This is a genomic window from Alcaligenes pakistanensis (assembly GCF_014652815.1).
Lineage (GTDB): Bacteria > Pseudomonadota > Gammaproteobacteria > Burkholderiales > Burkholderiaceae_B > Alcaligenes > Alcaligenes pakistanensis.
The window spans coordinates 425,694-444,123 of sequence record NZ_BMZN01000003.1; the positions used below are offsets into that span (position 1 = coordinate 425,694).

Consider the following 18,430-nt stretch of genomic DNA (forward strand, 5'->3'; position numbering starts at 1 on the left):
CAGGCTACAGTGTCATCCGCCGCCGTTCCTCGGGCGTCAATCGATCCAGAGCGGATTGCGGATTGGCGCCCAGTCCCAGGACCTGCACCGTACTGTCTTGGCGATACGCAGAGGCATCGATCTTGGAAGTCACTGGACCTGCTCCTGATGAAGTGGCTCCCCCCCCGGACTGCCCTGCATCCCCAAACCCCATAATCTGCACAGTAATGACCGACGGCAGATTCTGACGAGCCTGAGCACGAGCGCGGTTCACGGTATCTTGAGCCGCCGACGCTGCCGAAGAAGCCGTTGCGCTGGCGTTGCTCAATGCGCCGGTATTGACAGTCGCCACCACCGGAATACCTTTGGACTCGCCCTGCACCTGGATATTGTCGGCATTGACCACCCGCAAGGCGGCAATATTGATGTCGCCCGATACGCGTATCCCTGCCTCGCCTGCATCTACGGTTCCCAATGGCGCAATCAAGTCGATATAGCCAGGCGGCACCTCTGGCACTGGGTCCAGTGTCGCAATACCCGCACCGGTATTCGGTGTGGAAGGCGACAGCGCCACATTGCCGAACGCATCGTAAACACGGCGTTGCGGCGTGTAGACCACGGTGGTCTTGCTACCGCGCCCAGCGTTGATATTGCCCTCTGCCGACCAGGCCAGAATATTGCCGCCGAAGGTCGTAAAGACCCGGCTCTGCCCCATCAGAATGTCGCTTTGCGAGAAGAAGTTGATGTCCCCTTCCCCTTGCGTAATCACACCCGACCCCGGCCCTGGATTAAAGCCACCATCGATCCCCACCAAGGCACGGCCACCGGGAGTCAGAATGCTGATGTCACCACCGAAATTGGTATGGATACCCGCGTCGAGCACATCGTAAAAGGACACGCCATAACCCGGAGTTCCCAAAGCCTCCCACTCGGCCTTGGTCAGATAATCAACTTTAGGGGTAGGTCGATTTTTGCCGCCCGTATTATTAACGTAGTCTGCATCGTAGTAGAGCGCACTGCTGTACATAGTCAGATCGCCAGCGTAGCTCAGGGCCTGACCTTGCGCATCCTGCTCCGGGAACAAGGTGGCAATGGCTTCACGGCCACGCAAGTAACTGCCTGCCCGTTTGCTGTCTGTGTCGTTATATTCACGACCCGAAGCGCGCAGTTCTGCGTAGTACACATTGCGCAAGTAACTGTGCTGCTGCTCGGCGGGCAGGGCCTCGAAGAAATTACGTGCGTCCATCGTAGCGGCATCAAAATGCAGACCCAAACCGTTGGCCCCACTAAATCGGCTCGTCAACCAGTTGACCAGATGCAACTGGCTTTCCAGCTTGTATTCTCGTGCCAGTGGTCGGCTTGAGGCCGTGCGCCCTTCTGCCCGCGTTTGGTCACGCACTAGATCCAGTTCCGCCTGCTTTTGTTGCAGAAACTCTGCGGCCCCCGCCTCATCGCCTGTGTAGGCAAATTCACGTTGCAGCCATTGTGCCAGCGTCATGCCGCCGTTATAGATGTACAGCGCCTTGCCCTGCTGATCTGCAAAAGGCATCTCCAGGTCCGCCTGATTCTCGGGATTCAGATAACGCCCAGCAAAATCGTCCCAATATGCTCCCTTGCCCATGCCTGCCGATACCGAAATGCTGGCACCACCACCCCGGCTGTCGGACAATCCAGCGCTCAAAGGCCCCAGGCTTTTGATTTCACCCTTATCAGCCAGATAGACATGGCGTCCTGCAGATACATCCAGCAAGCCGGGGCCCAGAATGTAGAAGCTGCTATTGCGCACGTCCCGGCCCGCTTCCACGATGGAAATATCATCTGCCCAGGCGTGGGTAATCAGGTTACCGCGCGTTGTGGCAGTGGCGCTTCTGCTACCGGCCACCGCATCCTTTTGTCCAAGACGGGTGCCGGAGTCCGTAATATCACGACCCGCACGGATTGCCACGGGAACCGAACCCTCCATGCGCGAACCCGCCGCTCCAGCGGGGTAGCCCAACAAGACCTCCTGGCCCACACGCAAGCCCACAATGTCACCATTGGCAGCGTAGTAACGGGCGGGCTGACGCTTTGTGGCGGCCGTACCGATATTGACCGGAGAGCCGAACACAAACAAAGAGCCTGTATTGTGACGGCCACCGTCCAGGGACGTAACAGTCGTGCCGCTCCCGGAGAACCAGTCACTTAAAGGCACGGCCTCGCTAGCCATGTTGTAAACAATGCGGGGATTAAAGCCATATTGGCCGCCCCCCGTTTCCGACAACAGTCCTACAAAGCCAGGGCGCAGCGGGCTAGGCATTGCAGCAGGATCAGCCGTTGAGGCCGAGAATACATAGCCTGCTGCCACGATGGAGCCCTGTGCCAGAAACTGCAATTCTCCCCGACCGGTGGCATTTACAAATTGATCCCCCATGGGAGAAGGAGCCAGAACGGTACCAAAACCGTAGCGCAGCATACCTCCCGATGCGATTGGCACGGTGGCCCCACTGGCACTGGCTCCGTAAACGATATTGCCGTTGGCAGCTGCAGCCCGCAGGATGGAGGGGTAAAAGTGGCCATCCCCATTAGGCGACTGGTTGCGACCCGGATCAGACCAACGGGTGTCTTCGTACGAGTTACGCTCGTCCCATGCCGTCGTGGGCGTCAAATTCCCACCCGCACTCAACAGATCAATTCCGGTAGCTGGCGTCCACAAGGAGAACCAGGACCAACCATTACCCTCGTAGTGCGTGCCATCCACAGAAAAAGGCATGGACGTCAGCGAAACGGTGCGACCAGGATCCACTGCACTGCCCAAAATCAGATCGCCCCGTGTCTGCATGCGCACGGCGGAATCACCCAACACCAAAATAGGGCCACCCGTCGCGCTGCCGGCCCCTTTGGCATAAATATTGCCAGGGCGGGTATCCATTTGATCGGTACCACCAAAGCCCAGTTTCATGCCACCAACCGCCCCGGCATCCAGAGCCATGGCCCCTCTCAGGTTCACGAAAGTGCTGTTCAAGTCATGCTCATTCAGACGCACATCAGGATTCGGATTCAAGGTCCCACCCAGGCGCAGCACCAGATCTCCCCCGCCTGTCTGCACCAGCTCACCACCCGGTGTGACGCGGCCTGTACTGCCGACCACCAGATGCAAACCCTGACTGCGAGGTGTATGCATCTGTTGATTCCAGGAGCTGCGAATACCGCGCTGATTAAGCATGCCGGCATCAGCACCCGCTTCCACCGTCAAATTCCCGCCACCCAAGGTGCCCACGCCGGTAAAGCCTGTCAGGAAAGGCTCGTTGGCGGCCAGCCAGCTGTCATATTCACTGTAGCTACCGTCGGCGCTACCGGGCACATAGGTTCCGAAATTAACCCACCAGGCGCCTGGCACACCCTCGCTGCCAGACACGGCGCTGCCCGTTCCCTGACGCCACAACCAAGTACCTACGGCGGTAGAGGCAAGCTGCTGACGGGTATTGGAGAAGGTATAGCCCATGTCAATGTTGCCGCCGTTATTCCCCAGCAGATCACCCTTCAGGCTGCCTTGGGCACGGAGCAAGACATTGCCGCCGTTCTCGGGATACCAGGCCTGATACAGGCTGTCTGGTCCCCCATCGACCAGCGACTCAAAACGTCTGCCTTCCTTGCGCAAAATAGTGCCGTCAAACAGTTTGCCACGTGCCTGGTTATAGGCCTCGCCCATGGACGCCGAAGGCGTACCGGCGGTGTAAACCCCGTACAAGGAGTTCATTTCGATATCGCCGCCAGAGACCAGGTCCAGGTCGCCCACTCCGGTACGCAAGACACTGAACATCTGTTCACGAGCGGCGAATTTCATTTCTTCCATATCGGGCGGGATAGCGGGAGACAGCTCTGCCGTCATATCGCCCATGCCATACCCATTCAGCTCGGTCACATCCTCACCGATCATGCCGTAAGCCAACAACTCATCGATCTGCTCCTGGGTGACAGCCTCCCCCGCTACGGGTACAAAGCTCAACCAGTAACCACCCGACAGCAGCTCGACTACCTCTTCAAAACGACTGACATCGTTCCAGGCATAGACGGCAGGCGTCCCCGTACCAGGAATTGGGGTGTACTGCACGCCTAGCCCAAAGTGGGTATCAGCCAGCATCAAGCGCTTATTGCTATCCACCCGCGTCAAGCGATTATCGGCTGCGGCGGTGTCCGCTCCGGCGACCAGACGGATATCCCAGGACTGCGAGCCCGCCGCCAGCATAGGCGCCAGCGACAAGGTGCGTCCCTGAGTATCGTCACTACGGCGGGGGCGCAGATCAACCATGGCCACACCACCCGACAAGATCACATCAGTTTCCGACGGAACCAGCGCCCCTTTGTTCAAGGCCACGGCCTGAGTCAGCTTCATGGCTACCGGTAGTGGAACACCTTTAGGCCACCAGCTTGCGGCGATCTGCGTATCCTCAGGCAGGCGGAAACCCGCTGACAGCTGCATCGCGGCTTGCAAGACCACCGGCTCTTTCAGCACCGTGCCGGCGGCATACACCTGTTGACCCGAAGCATCCAACACGGCTGCCGACAACACCGTGCCTGCCGGCAAGGTCAGACTCTGCGCCAGACTCATCAGGCCAGGGATCAAGGTGCCGCCCGGCAAAGTCATCGCCCCAACAGGCACGTCGTAATTCAAGGTACGTCCGGCGGCAAATTGGGTTCCTGTATCCAGGGTCACCATGCCACTGCCTGGAATGATCAAGTCACCACCGAATGGCATGCGACCGGCCGGCAGCACCCAGCCATCATCATCCGGCGTCACACCCAACACAGAGGTGTCAAAACCATCGCTCACACTGCCGAAAACGGCTAAATCTCCATCGGCACGCAGAACCAACGCACCAGCCTCCCCCGAGCCATACTGCGTCGTTTTCTGGCTATGCGGATTGACGCTGGCATAGCGAAAGCCAGACAGATCGATATCGCCATCCACATGCAAATCGCCGTCCGGATTAATCGCGGCATTGCTGACAACCTCTACGCCCGGGCGCAGATGGAACTCGTCCCCATAAGCCCGCAGTCCGGCCAACTTGCCCTGCATCAAGGACTGATTTGCCAGGGCATTGTTGATGAACGCTTCGCTGTCCTGATGGTTCTTGCGCAGATAGTCCTGATCAATGCGCTGATAGCGCCGGCCATCGACCGTCACATCGGTGCCGAGTTCCGCGTCGTCGTATTGGTAGAAGGCGTTGACCGCAATGGACTTGGCCCCACTGATATTAAGGGCACCACGGGCATCAATATCCACATCGTTACCCGTCGCCCCACCCAGACGCGGCGCGTTCAGCGTCACCGTGCCATAGCGTGCATTGCTACCCGCCACGCTCAAATTCATGCGCATGCCATCGGCCAAGACCAGTCGCCCCAGGCCCGAATCAATCTCGATAAGTGCACGGTTCGGCGCTTCAATAATCTGCCCATAACTGTCCCGGCGCAAAACGCTGGCACTCGCATCCAGCACGGCTGTACTGGCCAGTGTGACGCCCCGATTAGCAGCCAGACGAATGCTGCCCGCCTGCTCGCCGTTGGCATCAATGATGCCGGTAACGGTCAGGCTGCCATTGTCGACAGACACATTCACTTCACGGGCTTTCACTTCGTTGCCAATCATCAGATCACCCTGACGTAATTGGAAGCTGCGGCCACCCCAAACCGAGCCTTCGTTCAAGCGCATATTCAAACCGGTAAAATCCGCGATTTGCTGCGCACGCACGTCAATAAAGCCGGAGGCAAATGGCACCAGGGTGCCACCTGCGTCGTAATGTCCACTGCCTGCACCGGCAAAGCGACCCCGCAAATCGACCAGACCATCCATGGCCAAGGCGGTTAATTTACCGGCGCGATTTTGCTGAGCCGACACATCAATCAAGGACGCGGCATCCTGAATCACATTGCCGCGACGGCTATCCAGCGTCAGCTCCCCGCCCCAGCTGTATTTGCTGACGTCAAAGAAGCTGATGGGACGGCCCGCCATATCGATCTGCGCTCCATCGCGCAGCATCACGTCGCCTTGCGCTGACAGAACCAGCTTGCCGCTAGGCAACAAGACGGCACTGTCCCAATTCAAGAAGGTGCCTGCGTCCAGCTTCAACTCTGCGCCCAGTGCCTGAACAGCCGTAGCAGCGTCCGGCACCACGTAGCCTGCTCCTTCCCGGCGTACCGCATTTATGCTGCCACCGGCACGCATGTGGTTGACGGAACCAGCCTGCCCTGTAAACACGGGGGTACTGAAGTTCAGATCACCACCGTGGTAAGTCCAGTCCTTGGCGGCCTCATCCCAGGCTCCACGGCTGTGGTAAACCGATAAGCTGCCTTTGTGATTAGCCGTGATGCGCTCGCTGGCATTGAAATTCACACTACCAAAACCCAGCGCCAAACGATCATGCATGCCGACCGTATCCGGCTGGCTGCGTGGGCCGTAGCCAAACTCGATCTGCTGTGCATCAATCAGCAAACGCCCGCTGCCCGTGCCAGCACCGTTCGCGATGATGTCACCCGCTGGCGTGGTCGCCCCGTTCCAAACCAAGATGTCTGTTTCGATACGTGCCACTGTGTCCGCATTGCCGTAGCCGTAAATCGCCGGGGTGCTTAACACCAGACGTTCCAGAGCCGACTTGCCCGTTGCCGGATCAATCGTGTTCAGGTTCACATCACCATAGAAATTGACGGCATCACGTGCGGTCAGCACCAGGTTTTCGAGTGCTGGCGCGCCCATCTGGGTGTCACCCCGCAAGAGACGCTCCAACACGGCCTGGTTTAGTGTCAGACCGGCAGGCAAAATCCCCTTGGTGGAGGCTTGAGACAGGGCCTCAGCCCCGCCCACATTAATCCCGCCCATCGCCAGCACCAGATTGCGGGTGCCATAGCGAACCGACTCATCCAGCTCAAAAGCCTTATTAGTGGCCGCTGTAATCGTGCCTTCCGAATACAAGCGGGTTTCACCGGTACAACTGCTCCCTGCTGCACAAACACCGATGTGCAAGAAGCCCGCGCCTGACACACCCGAACTGTCATCCCGTTGGGGTCCAGTCACATCCAGCCAACCGTTGCTCAGTGCCAGCACGCCTTTCTGACCGGGCTCCAGCACATAGCCTTCACTGGAGTCCCAGGGTGCGGCCCCCTTGCCCAAGGTGTTGATAGTGGCACCTTGTTCAACAATCAGACCTTTTTCGCGGTGACCCACGACCAGAAATACCTGCGCAGCTTCCAGCACAGCACCTTCGCGCACAAAGATTTCATCAGTACGGGCGCTACCCAGACTGACACGCCAGGCATCACGGGTAGAACCATAGCCTTGCAAAGCGAATGTTGAAGTAGGTGAGCCCCCAATGCTGATCCCTGCTGCCCCCAGACGGTTGAGCATGCCGGATTCGACCGACATGCCATCAAAGCCCGCGGTAGGTGCCGCCCCATCGGCTAGCACTTCGATACGAGACCCGGTCAGTACCACCGTACCGCCACGGCCGTGGCTTGCGGGTTCAAAACGGGTCGCACCCTGCGCAATACTCAAACTCTTGGCGGCCAGTTCCAACTGGCGCGCATCCCGCTCCAACTGCGGACGCGGGACGCTATCGCGCATAGCCCAGTCCAGGCCAAATTGCGCGTAAGAGGTTTCGTTGTACTGGGAATACAAGCGCAAGGTATCAGTTGAGGTCAGCACCACGCGGGACGGCATGCTATCCACGATAGCGGTATTGGCCACCCCCAACTGCGCTGCCACATTGTAGGAGCCGTTGCGCATGGCAATCGCCCCGCCCATGGCGGCACTGGGACTGGCAGAACCGCTGACCTCAACGCGATAAGCACCTGGCAACAAGGCGTAGCTGGACGGCAGCAAGGTATACGTGCCTGCTGCCAAACCTGGTACGCCCGCCGCGATATGAATCTGGCGACCCACCATAGGATCACCGGCACCATTTTCAGCCGCCAGCGGTGCGACAATTTGCTGCACACCCGGCACCACGGCATACACCGGATTACTGGACAGCCCCGGCAAAACAAAACCATTGGCCGTGTTCTGAATCAAGGGATGCAAACGAGCATCAGTGGAACCGCCACGCCCTGGCAAAAAGCCTGCGCCCGTCAGCTCGCCACCGCCCGACAAATCCATCAACGCACCGTCCTGCACATCCACACGGGTGGCTTTCAGGCTCAGGTTGCCCAGCAATCCGCCCAGCCCCACAAACGGAGCATCCATACCGGCGTAGTTATACGTCAGGCCATCTACCGTGCCGCCATAAGGCATGACCAAGCCCGCGCCACTGACCGAACTGATACTGCCAGGGCGTAGCACTACCGAGGTCGGGGCCTGCAAGCCTCCGCCCACACCAACCCCCAGTTCCAACTGCCCGAAGGGGGCTAACAGCACACCGCCCTGATCAATATTGGCCGACTGCAAACGCAAGATACCCAGGGCAGAATAAGGCTGCGATACATCACCACTGCCAATGCGCTCAATGCGCAGGCTGTGTTCGGGATCGAACTGCAGGAGCGGATTGTTCCACTGGTCTCGCACAATGTGACGACCGGAAATTACCTCTGTCGTCGCCCCAGTGCCTGGGTAGATACGGCCTGCGGCCAATACCAGATTGCCCTCAGTCACCATTTGCGTGCGATCACCCACGGTATGCTTCAAAAAGCGCAGATCGTTCTGAGCGCGCAATTCCACCGTATCAAAACCAAAACGCGAGACCTCCGCCTTGCCATTTTGCAAGGAATTGCCATAGGCCCCAAAAGAGACCCGGTTGGCAATATCCAGAACACCGGCCTCTATCAGCAGATGGGAGTCTTCCTGCAACTCCACCATCTTGCCCACGCTGCTGGCAGGGTCCTGAATAAGCGGGGTGACATACTTGTCGCGAGTGGGTCGAGTCGCACCCGCCAAATTGACATGGGGCGCGGCCAGCTTGACGGTCGAGCCTGGAAGGGAACCAGGGGCCAAGGCAATTTTAGGCACCGCCAGATGCAGGCTTTGCCCCAACGTCAGGTCCACACCCGCTTCAATCGACAAAATGCCATTGGCCAGCAAGGCCAAATTATCAAAACCGCCTGCCTGGATACGATCTACACCAATACGGGCATGACCATACTGCAAGCCAGCATCCGCCTGGCCCGGCAACAGATCAGGCGAGAGATTCTCCAGTTGCTGCTCGCGCACCAGCGTCATTTCACGATGTGCCAGCACACGATCGCCCGGTCCAGCAGACAAGGCATAATTAGGTGATTCCAAGGCTAGCGACAAGGTACCGCCAGCCGCCTTTGCACCACCTGCGTTGGCCTGCATGTCTCCATCCAAATACAAGCCGTTAAAACTGGCCAGATGGATGACACCGCCATTGGAGGCCACCGTCTGTGCGCCCTGACCCGGCAGATCCATGACAGCCGAGCTGCCTGATGCCAGCAAACGGGCGCCTTCACGAATCACAATAAAGTTGTCGATGGTATTAACGTGTGTGGCATACGGCTGATACTTGCTGCCTATCTCAATACGGCCCCCATTTAGCACCTTGCCATACCGCTGACCCTGGCTGTCCACACCTGTCATGGCCTTGCCCGACACATCCAGCAGAGCCGTACTGCCCAACCAGATCGAACCATCATGGCCCTTGATATGGTTGACGTCGTCGCCCCCGGAGTTCAAACCATAAATGCCGATTTTCCCGCCCGCCGCCTGCAAGGCGCCGTCAATCGTGATCTGACCATTGCCTTGCAGGACAATGCTCTGGCCGTCGTCCACCTTGATGTGCGCGCCCTGCCCCACCGACAGCGAGGGGCCACTAGGATCCAAGCTTTGCTGCTTATACACGTAGCCGGCAGTCAAGGTCAGATCCGCCCCGCCGCGCTGGCTGAGGGTACTTTTCTCGGGTGACTCGTTGAACTCAGGCGGCAGCCACAGCGTGGCGGCTTGCCAGGGGTCACTGCCAGTAGGCAATAAGCGGGCATCAGGCAGACTCAACTGCATGACAGGCATGTTCGGCGTCAGATTGGCATCCTGCGCCACGGCCACCCCAAAGCCGCCCAGCACTTCGTAATGGGCAAAGCCTTTTTGGAACTGGCTGCTGTCCAAATGCAGCAAGGAATCAACGGCGACCTTTTGCGTCAGGCGAGTACCGGCGCGCAACAAGGTTCCCGGGTGGTAGACCAATTCCGTATCGGCTACCGAACCCGCTTTGAAAACGCCCGGCGCAGGCACAATCGCCACCCCCTTAGGGAAAATCTCGGGAGGTAAAACGTATGTGCTGGGGAAGCTGCTGGCATTCATGATCGCCATGATCACAGTGCCCGCCGGCAAGGTGGGCGGCACAGTCCAGCTATAGCCATCCACTCGCAACTGCTGCCCATTGGACAGCCAGACCGAATAACTGGAGTTTTCGTTGCTAGGTTTGGGCAGTGCCCAAGGCGTATCCAGATGAATCCAGCTGGACGGATTGGACTGCTCTACCTTAGGTACGCCACCGATCACTTCACCCGCGGCGGCATGCGTACGCGTGTAGTGATAGTCCACTGGCAAAATGGCTCCTGCGGCAATGGTGAAACCTTCCAGCGTCACCAAATCCGCCAGCGAAGCCTCACCCGCCTGCAGGACTCCATCACTGCCAGCGACCAAGCCACCCAGTACCACCGCATTACCACTTTGGAAGCGTAAGGTACCGCCACCGGCTACACCGTAACCACGCAGCTCACCTTCAAAAAACAGCTTGCCACCCACTCCTGGAATACTGGCAAAATGAGCGTCTGCAGCCAGGGTGATGCTGCCGCCCTTGCCGCCCAGCACCGAGCCATCAGCCATATAGCCGGCCCCGGAGGACACATCCAGCAAGGCATGTTTTGCAACCGTCACATCGCCACTGCTGCGCAGCACGATCTCGCCACCATTGCGCCACGGCAGGTAACGCATGTCGCGGCTATCCTGCTCCTGATTGCTCCATAGGCCACGGGCATCCAGCGTCACGCCAGAATCAATCTGGGTATGGGTGGTTGAGCCGGCTGGCGTGTCGGCAACCTTGCTAAGCTGCCAACCATTGCCGGAGCTGACCCACTTATCCACCAAATCGCCCAGCACGATACGGCCAGCACGCGCCGTCACGTCCGCATGTACATCTACTTGGGCGGCATGCAAGGCGACTTCACCACCCAAAGCGACGGAGAAGGCATCGTTCACCGCCACGCTTTTGCTGGCAAACACCCGTAAGGCGCCCAGGCCCATCCGGGTCAACCAATCTGAATCCAGGCTGATGCTGGAGGAGGCCGAGTCAGACGAATCGCTGCTGTCTTGCTGCCCTGTCTTGCCAATAAGCACCTGTTCGATCAAGGCGCTGGGGGTATAGCGCAGATTCTGCGTGTCCTTGTCATAGACCGGTGTCCAGCCGCCCAAAATCAACTCTGCCCGACGAGCCACTGCCGTTTGCGACTGTTGATAGCCATCCAGCTTGGACGCCGGTGCCTGAATCTGACGCGGCCCCTGATAGGTTTCGGTTTCGATATGGCCCTGCAGCTCAGCCGCCTGGGTCGATATGATCAAACGACCGGCATCGCGCCCCACCGTATAGCCTTCTTCGTAGCGCTGTGTAGGTGCCAGAATCGGGTTGTAAAAGCTGCGGGTTTGGCCCCAGCGCGCGCTGGTTTGTTGGTAGCCTTTATAAAGTCCTTCATAGAGCAAATCGCCCGGAGCACTGTCTACCGTGTACAAGCGTCCATCCGCGCCCCGCAACCAGCTTTGACGGATAAAGCCGCTTTGCACATCCAGGGTGCCGCCCGACAGATTGATCAGGGAACCTGGGCGCGTCACCACATGCGCACCACTGAACTGCACGGTGCCGCCTTGCGCGGCCCATTCACCGATGCTGTGGCGGGCTACCCCCAGATAACCGCCCACTTCCAAAAGCCCCCCTGCGGCGTACCAGCGGTCTTTGTCGTAGCCATTTGTGCCTGCAGGCACAAATACCAGATTACGGCGATCCAGCCAGACGTCACTGCTGCGCAGATTGTCGCCTTCGCGGTTAACGGGTGCATCGCGCTGCTCATTGCCCTGGATATTTACCAAAACATTATTGGCTTCCATCGCCACTCGCACACCGACGTGGCCCGACACGTCAATGACAGCATCTTTGCGTACGTCACTGCTCTTGCCAGCATTCACAAAGACCTGGCCGCCGGTGGCCAGCGTCAAGCTGTCTGCATCGAAAACAACATCGCCACCACTGCTAATTTGCACCAGTGATTGGTCACGACGATGGCGCAAACCATCGCCTTCTTTATCCGATTCTTTAATCAGTGCTTCGCGCTGCACATCCAATGCCGTGGCAGCGCTTTCATCCAGGACAATAGCCGTCACGCTGTCCGAGCCCAAGGTCACCGTGGATTGGACATCCTCCTTGTTATTTAACAGGTGAATAGTGCCGCGATTATGCACAGAGGTACTGGACACCAGCACCCCATCCTGGCTGATTGTGCGGCCCGTCAAGGTGATGTCGCCAGTGGCGGCTTGGATTAAGCCGGTATTTTGTACTTTGCCTTTTTTATCGGTCGAGCCTGGCTGAGCCACCACGGTATTGCCGCGAGTGGTGGAGTTGACGTTTTCCTCTGTTCCCATCCCTTTGCGGATGATGAAGTTGTCCCCCGCCGCCAGGGCCACTTGGCCTCCCGGCGTGGAGATACTGCCTGCATTCACCACTTCCTGACCCAGCAAGAGCACATAGCCCCCACCCTGGTTCACGGTCTCGGAAGCATGCGTTCGAATATGTGCACCGGCTTGGACTTCAATCTTGCCCTGCGCATTGGTAAAGGAAGCCGTATTGGCATCTTTGCCATACAAGCCTTCGGTGAACTGCTTGTCGCTAATCGTGGCCGCCGCGGTGACCAGATTACGCACATTCACTTGCGATGAGCCACTGAACACCACCCCGTTCTGGTTCACCACCATGACGGTGCCATCGCCCTTGATCGCTCCCTGAATCTGACTAGGTGCGGTATCCGCCCCCACAACCCGGTTCAAGACCGCGTCTGTAGCGCGTTGCTGGAACTGCACCGTGGTGTTGCGGCCTACGTTAAAGCTTTCCCAGTTCAGCACCGCCTTGCTTTCGGTCTGCTTGATTGCCACGGTGTGCTGGCCGTCTTTTTGGGTCTGCTCTGGACGCTCTGCTCCCGTCCAGACATGCAGATTGCCAGCTGCATCGCGGTCCCAGAGGCCACCTTGAACATGGCCGTCCGGTACACCCGCCTCTTTGGCGGCGGCCTCGCGTGCCGCTTTTTGGGCAGCCTGTTGCGCTGCGATGGCACTGGCCGTGCGGCCCAGATTTTCCACCGAGCGCGCCAATTGCTGGCGAGCTTCGGCATGTTGACGCGCCGCCGAATTCAATACGCCATTGCCGGGATCTGCCATGGCCCCCTGCGCACCCGACACATTGCGTTCTACCGCCCCTCTGGCCGCAAACCACGCCCCCGAGACGGGCTGGCTTTGCGCGTAAGCCTGCGAGCTCAAACCGCCTGTCACCAGCAGCGTGGCTATCGCGCGTGCCACAGGCGTCAGCCGGTTCCGGAACGTGTCGCGAGTAGCGCTATCGACGGGGTTTCTAGGATCAGATGACTTGGAAGACAAACTGCGTAGGCGTGGCGACATTGCTTGAGGTTCCCGGCTTAAGACGTAAGGAATTTCGTATCCATACCTACAAGACGGGTTCTGCGAAGAAATCAATCACGCCCACTTTGTTACCCCATGTAACTACGCCTGCCTTAACAAAGCGATCCCACCCGCCAGCTCTTGAACTCGTATGCCGGACATGGCGCGCAGCATGTCCAATGCCAAATCCATATCGCTGATGGACAGGCTTAAATACACCGGACGGCTCTTCAAACTATCGCTGTAGACCACGATCTTGCCGGGCCGATAACGGTTCAGTTCCTCCACCACCTCAGACAAGGCCTGGCCTTCAAAGGCCAGATAACCACGTCGCCAGGAACTGACCTGATCCAGATTGGGCCGCTGTACAGCCTGAATACGCTCGTAGTCGTAAACCGTTTGCTGGCCCGCCTGCAGCGTGACGGTTTGATTGGCTTGCACCACCACCTGCCCTTGCAGGCAAGTGACAGTGACATTACGCCCGGTGTAACGCACATTGAATTGCGCTTGCAGGGCCTGCATGCTCCCCGGCCCTGCCTGTACCTGAAGATGGCTAGCAGCCCCATCCAGCACATGGATTTCGACCTCGCCTTCTACCAGCTCTATCCCTGCACCTTGCGCCGTATCGCGGCGGTTAATGCAGGTCTGGGTATTCATCTGTATTGCCACGGCCTGACCGAGCTGGATTTCACGCTGCTCTCCCACTCCGGTGCGAAAGTCCGACGTCATCTCCGTGAAGGACGGCCACAGGCCCCAGGGCGGATGTACCACCGCCACAGCAGCCAATGCCGAGGCTGCAAATGCACCACCCAGAAAGGCTCGTCTGGCCCCAAACAACGGTTGAACCACAGGCGCTTGCCACTCTGGCAGCAAGTGTCGTGCCGCCCGCAGCCCTGGCGTCACGGTATCCATGGTCACATTTAAGTCCCGCCAAGCAGCACGATGCTCTGGGCTGTGTTCCAACCACTGCTGAAAGTCCTGGGCATCGGACTGCCGGGCATGGCCTGAATGCAAACGTACCCACCATTGATTGGCTTGGGTACGAACGGTTTCAGACAAGGGAGAGGAAGGAGAACTCATGGGGTACAACTTAAGCGTCAGTAAGGCTATCGGAGACGCTGACACTGACAGCATCGTTGAATTGTTCGGCAAAGCGCAGGCGCAAATAATCCAGGGCACGCATCATTTCCTTGTTCACCAAGGACACCGAAATATTGTACTGTTTGGCGATTTGGGCATAGGTCAGCCCGTCTACGCGCGAGGCCATCAAAATCGTGCGCTGGCGTATGGGCATTTCCTGCAAAGCCGCCAGCAATTGCGCGGTAGTAATGCGCGCCCAGGCACAACGCTGGGTATCGTAAGTGTCGTCCGCAATATGGCTCAACGCGTCCAGATCCATGGCAGTCAATAAGCTGTTGCGCTGTTTATAGGAATCGATGGCGATATGGGTGGCCATGCGCAGCAAATACGCTTCGTCATTGTTCACCGAGACCCCGTTGCCCATCCCGCCAATCCGTATCCAGGTTTCCTGCAAGGCATCTGCCGCATCCTCGCGCGAGCCAATCTTACGCTCCAAACGACGACGCAAATGCGTGTAACGGGCAATCAGGCTTTGTCGTAAACGGCTACGCAGGGCTTCGGACATGATCTATTTCCCCGCCTGCACCGGACAGTCGTCACGGACATGGCCCGACACAGGGGCCAACAACAAAACCAAGGGTTGCGGCAAGCTGGCATCTGGAGCTGCGCCCATCCTCAGACTATCCAGTACGCGGCTGATCGCCTCATCACGGCTAGCCCGTCCGGTAGAACCGAGCAAATGCACACGCTCCACCTGTCCGTCCGGCTTCAACCACAACTGCATGGCCAAGCGGTAGGCACCAGGGCGGGTCTGGGGGGAGCGGCACAAGGCATTGCGCACGGTCTGCTGTACACGCACCACGTAGGTGCTGTAATCATGCGCGCCATCACGCACACCGGAAATGTGGTTCAGGTTAAGCGGACGCTGGCCCGCTGTCGCCCGGCCTGGCTTGCTGCTGGGCGGGCGGATCACAATCGAGCGGTTATCCACGTAAAAGGCCTGCAGGCCCGAGTCGGCCAACAAGGCCGCCAAGGCCTGGGTGCGCGTCATCTGACCACGCACTGCGGGCATAGGTCGCTGGGGGTCAGCACCATCAAGCAGCACTGATAGGTCAGACCGTTGTCCATACGCTCTCAAAGCCTGAGCCAAAGGCTGGGCCGGAATGTCGAAAGACAAACGTTCAGAAGAATTTAGCAGGGTGTCAGCATCAGACCGGGCAACTGCGAGACTTGCACAAGCAAATAACAAGAAAGCACCGAGTAACACCGCCACACTGATCGCCACCTGAGTCATGGTCATGCGCACGTTAATAGGTCTGGCTGCGGCGTCGGACAGTGAAACGAAAAGGGGTGAGGCGAGGCGATTGTAGAAGTCCCCAATGACAACATAGTGACAGCCCAATCCCGCTGTTTTCTTAGCGCACTGCCCTCCCGGGCAGTGCGCCCTCTGCTCAAGGCTCCTGCGTCTGCTGCAATAACTGACTCAAGACTTTGCCATCGACCGCCACCGTGTCGGCGTCCAGCATGGCCGCTACATAGGCCTGGGTCGCCTCCTGCTGGCGCTGACGTCGCAAGGCATCACGCAGGGCGGGTTTGACCTCATCCAACGCACGCACACTGGCGGGGCGTATATCAGTAACTTTCAGAATATGCAGGCCATCGGCCTGCACAATCGGATCGCTGATTTGGCCCGGCTCCAATCTGGAGACAATGGAGCGCATGGCAGGCACCAGCTGGCTTACGGGTAGAAAACCATTGTCGCCGCCGCGTTCGGCACTGACTTTCTCGTCCGAATTTTCTTTAGCGAGGGCCGCAAACTCCGCCTTACCTTCGCGCATCTGTTTGACCCAGGCATCTGCCCGTTTTTTAGCCTGTGCCAAGGCTTGTTCGTCTTTGTCAGGCACACTTAGAAAAATCTGGCTAAGTCGGTACATGGCAGGCAGTTGAAACTGATCCTGATTAGCCTGATAGGCCGTCTGCAAATCCTGTTCACTTGGGTAATCAGCGGCAGGTTCAGACACCGATTGCAGATAGCTACGCAAGATAACCTGATTCTGTGCCTCTTCAATCGCGTGATGGATCTCAGACCTCTTGTCCCATTCCTGGGTTTTGGCTTGCTGAACAACTGCTTTTTCAGCCAGACGGCTGCGCAACCACTGCTCCAACACCACGCGATCATTACGCATGGCCTCACGCTGGGCGGCTGGCAAAACCAGCAGGAACTGCTTCAGTTCCTCCTGGCTGACAGACACCTGCCCCAGAGTCGCCACCGCAGGTGTAGCGGCGGTGGCATTTACTGTGGAGGCCGGAGTGCTGGTTGGCTGCACCGTGGCCGTTTTTTGCGGCTGCTGGGCCTGTGCATCACCATTCTTTCCACAGCCTAGCAACAAGGCTGACAGGCTCAGGGCCAATACGGTTTGCAGCAGGAATTTGGGGTGCGTCATCATCATCACTGAACTCAGGCTTGTACGGCTTCGGTGGCTTCGGTGGCTTCGACTTCAGCTTGCTTAGCGGCAGCTTGTTCTGCGTCTTGCTGACTCAGCACCTGTTCGCCGCTGGCGGCATGATTGGTAGCGGCATGCTGGCGCAAGAACAGCAGGAACTCCTGCAACAAGCGGTCCCACAATTCTGCCGTGGCTTGCAGATAAGTCGGGGCCACACCACCGGCCACAATCACGTCCATTTCCAGCACCAGAAACTCGCCCTGAACCGCCAAACGAGCAAAGCGCTTGCCGATGTTCCAGGCCGACTCGATCCCGGCAGGCATCTCGCCTTGCACACGCAAGGCGCAGCTTAAGGTGTAATCCAGTGCCTGATCCACCTCGTTGGCAGGATTACCCAGACGCAGGGCAAAGCCTATGCCTTGTGAGGCCGACAGCAGTTGGCGATTGCCCGCTTGCTCAGACTCGGTGACGCGATAGCCCATCTGCTGCAAAAGCTCCTGCAATTGCTTCAAGGAGACGGATTGGATGGTTTGGGAGTCAGTCATACATAGTCCTTGTGGATATCAGTCAATAAGGCTTAAGGCTCGACCGGTTGCTCAGCCGGATCAGCTGCGCCAGGGGTATACAGTCCGTCATAGAGCTTGTCGCCCAGCGCCTGGGCATGCTCGTCGAACTTCACGCGCGCCGAGGCAGCCAAAGGCTGGCGAATCTTGAGCAAATCGCCGGTGCTGAACTGTTCATACGCCGCCAGAATTTCTTTTCCAGCCGCATACAGTTCCTTGTTCTTGGCGGTGCTCAGCGCCAACTCCTGGTCGCGTTGTGCCAGGCTGGCCGCCAAGGTGGCACGCTGCGTTTCAGTGGCACGAGCTTGCGCCTGCAAGGTTTCAAACTCGTTACGTGCCCGGCCTAATTGCGATTGCGCCGCCGCAACTTGCTGACGAGCCGAAATCTTGATGCCGTCCTGCTCATCTTGCAGGGTCTGGGCCTGCTTGCTGGACTTGTCCAAGCGGGCTTTGAGCTGCTCGACCTCTTTACGCACGGCATCGCGTTCGGTTTCAGCCGTCGTCTTGGCGGCCGTTAACTGAGCCTGCTGACTTTGCAATTGCTGCAACTGCTGAGTGGTGGAGCGCAGCTGGGTACGCAAACGCTCCTCGATATCCGATTTCTGTGCGATGGCCGGGCCAGCCCATTGGCCCAGGCCCACCAACAACACAGCGCATAGCGTCATCGCAAAGGGAGAACGCCCGGCTGGCCGTACGTGCAGGTCTACAGACGATTTCAATATCTTCATGGC

7 protein-coding genes are annotated in these 18,430 nt (G+C 58.4%); all 7 read right to left on the reverse strand.

Features of this window, described 5'->3' with window-relative positions:
- Window positions 1–4: 4 nt before the first annotated feature.
- Entirely contained in the window at window positions 5–13,612 is a 13,608-nt protein-coding gene (locus IE156_RS11280; RefSeq protein WP_189392625.1) for a filamentous hemagglutinin family protein, read from the reverse strand.
- 102 nt (window positions 13,613–13,714) lie between these two features.
- Window positions 13,715–14,692 (reverse strand): FecR family protein, encoded by a 978-nt coding sequence (locus IE156_RS11285; RefSeq protein WP_189392626.1) that lies wholly within the window; start codon window positions 14,690–14,692, stop codon window positions 13,715–13,717.
- Between the two features lie 10 nt (window positions 14,693–14,702).
- On the reverse strand, window positions 14,703–15,257 hold the full coding sequence (locus IE156_RS11290; protein WP_189392627.1) for an RNA polymerase sigma factor: 555 nt from the start codon (window positions 15,255–15,257) through the stop codon (window positions 14,703–14,705).
- 3 nt (window positions 15,258–15,260) lie between these two features.
- Window positions 15,261–15,992 (reverse strand): STN domain-containing protein, encoded by a 732-nt coding sequence (locus IE156_RS11295; protein ID WP_189392628.1) that lies wholly within the window; start codon window positions 15,990–15,992, stop codon window positions 15,261–15,263.
- A 151-nt stretch (window positions 15,993–16,143) separates the two neighbouring features.
- The gene (locus tag IE156_RS11300) at window positions 16,144–17,142 is read right to left on the reverse strand and encodes a peptidylprolyl isomerase (RefSeq protein WP_189392629.1); all 999 of its coding nucleotides are present in this window, start codon (window positions 17,140–17,142) and stop codon (window positions 16,144–16,146) included.
- A gap of 8 nt (window positions 17,143–17,150) precedes the next feature.
- Complete coding sequence (locus tag IE156_RS11305; RefSeq protein ID WP_189392630.1) at window positions 17,151–17,681, reverse strand: YbjN domain-containing protein; 531 nt, start codon at window positions 17,679–17,681, stop codon at window positions 17,151–17,153.
- Between the two features lie 32 nt (window positions 17,682–17,713).
- Window positions 17,714–18,427 carry a DNA repair protein gene (locus IE156_RS11310; RefSeq protein ID WP_189392631.1) on the reverse strand — a complete coding sequence of 238 codons (714 nt, stop codon included), beginning with the start codon at window positions 18,425–18,427 and terminating at the stop codon, window positions 17,714–17,716.
- Window positions 18,428–18,430: the final 3 nt, after the last annotated feature.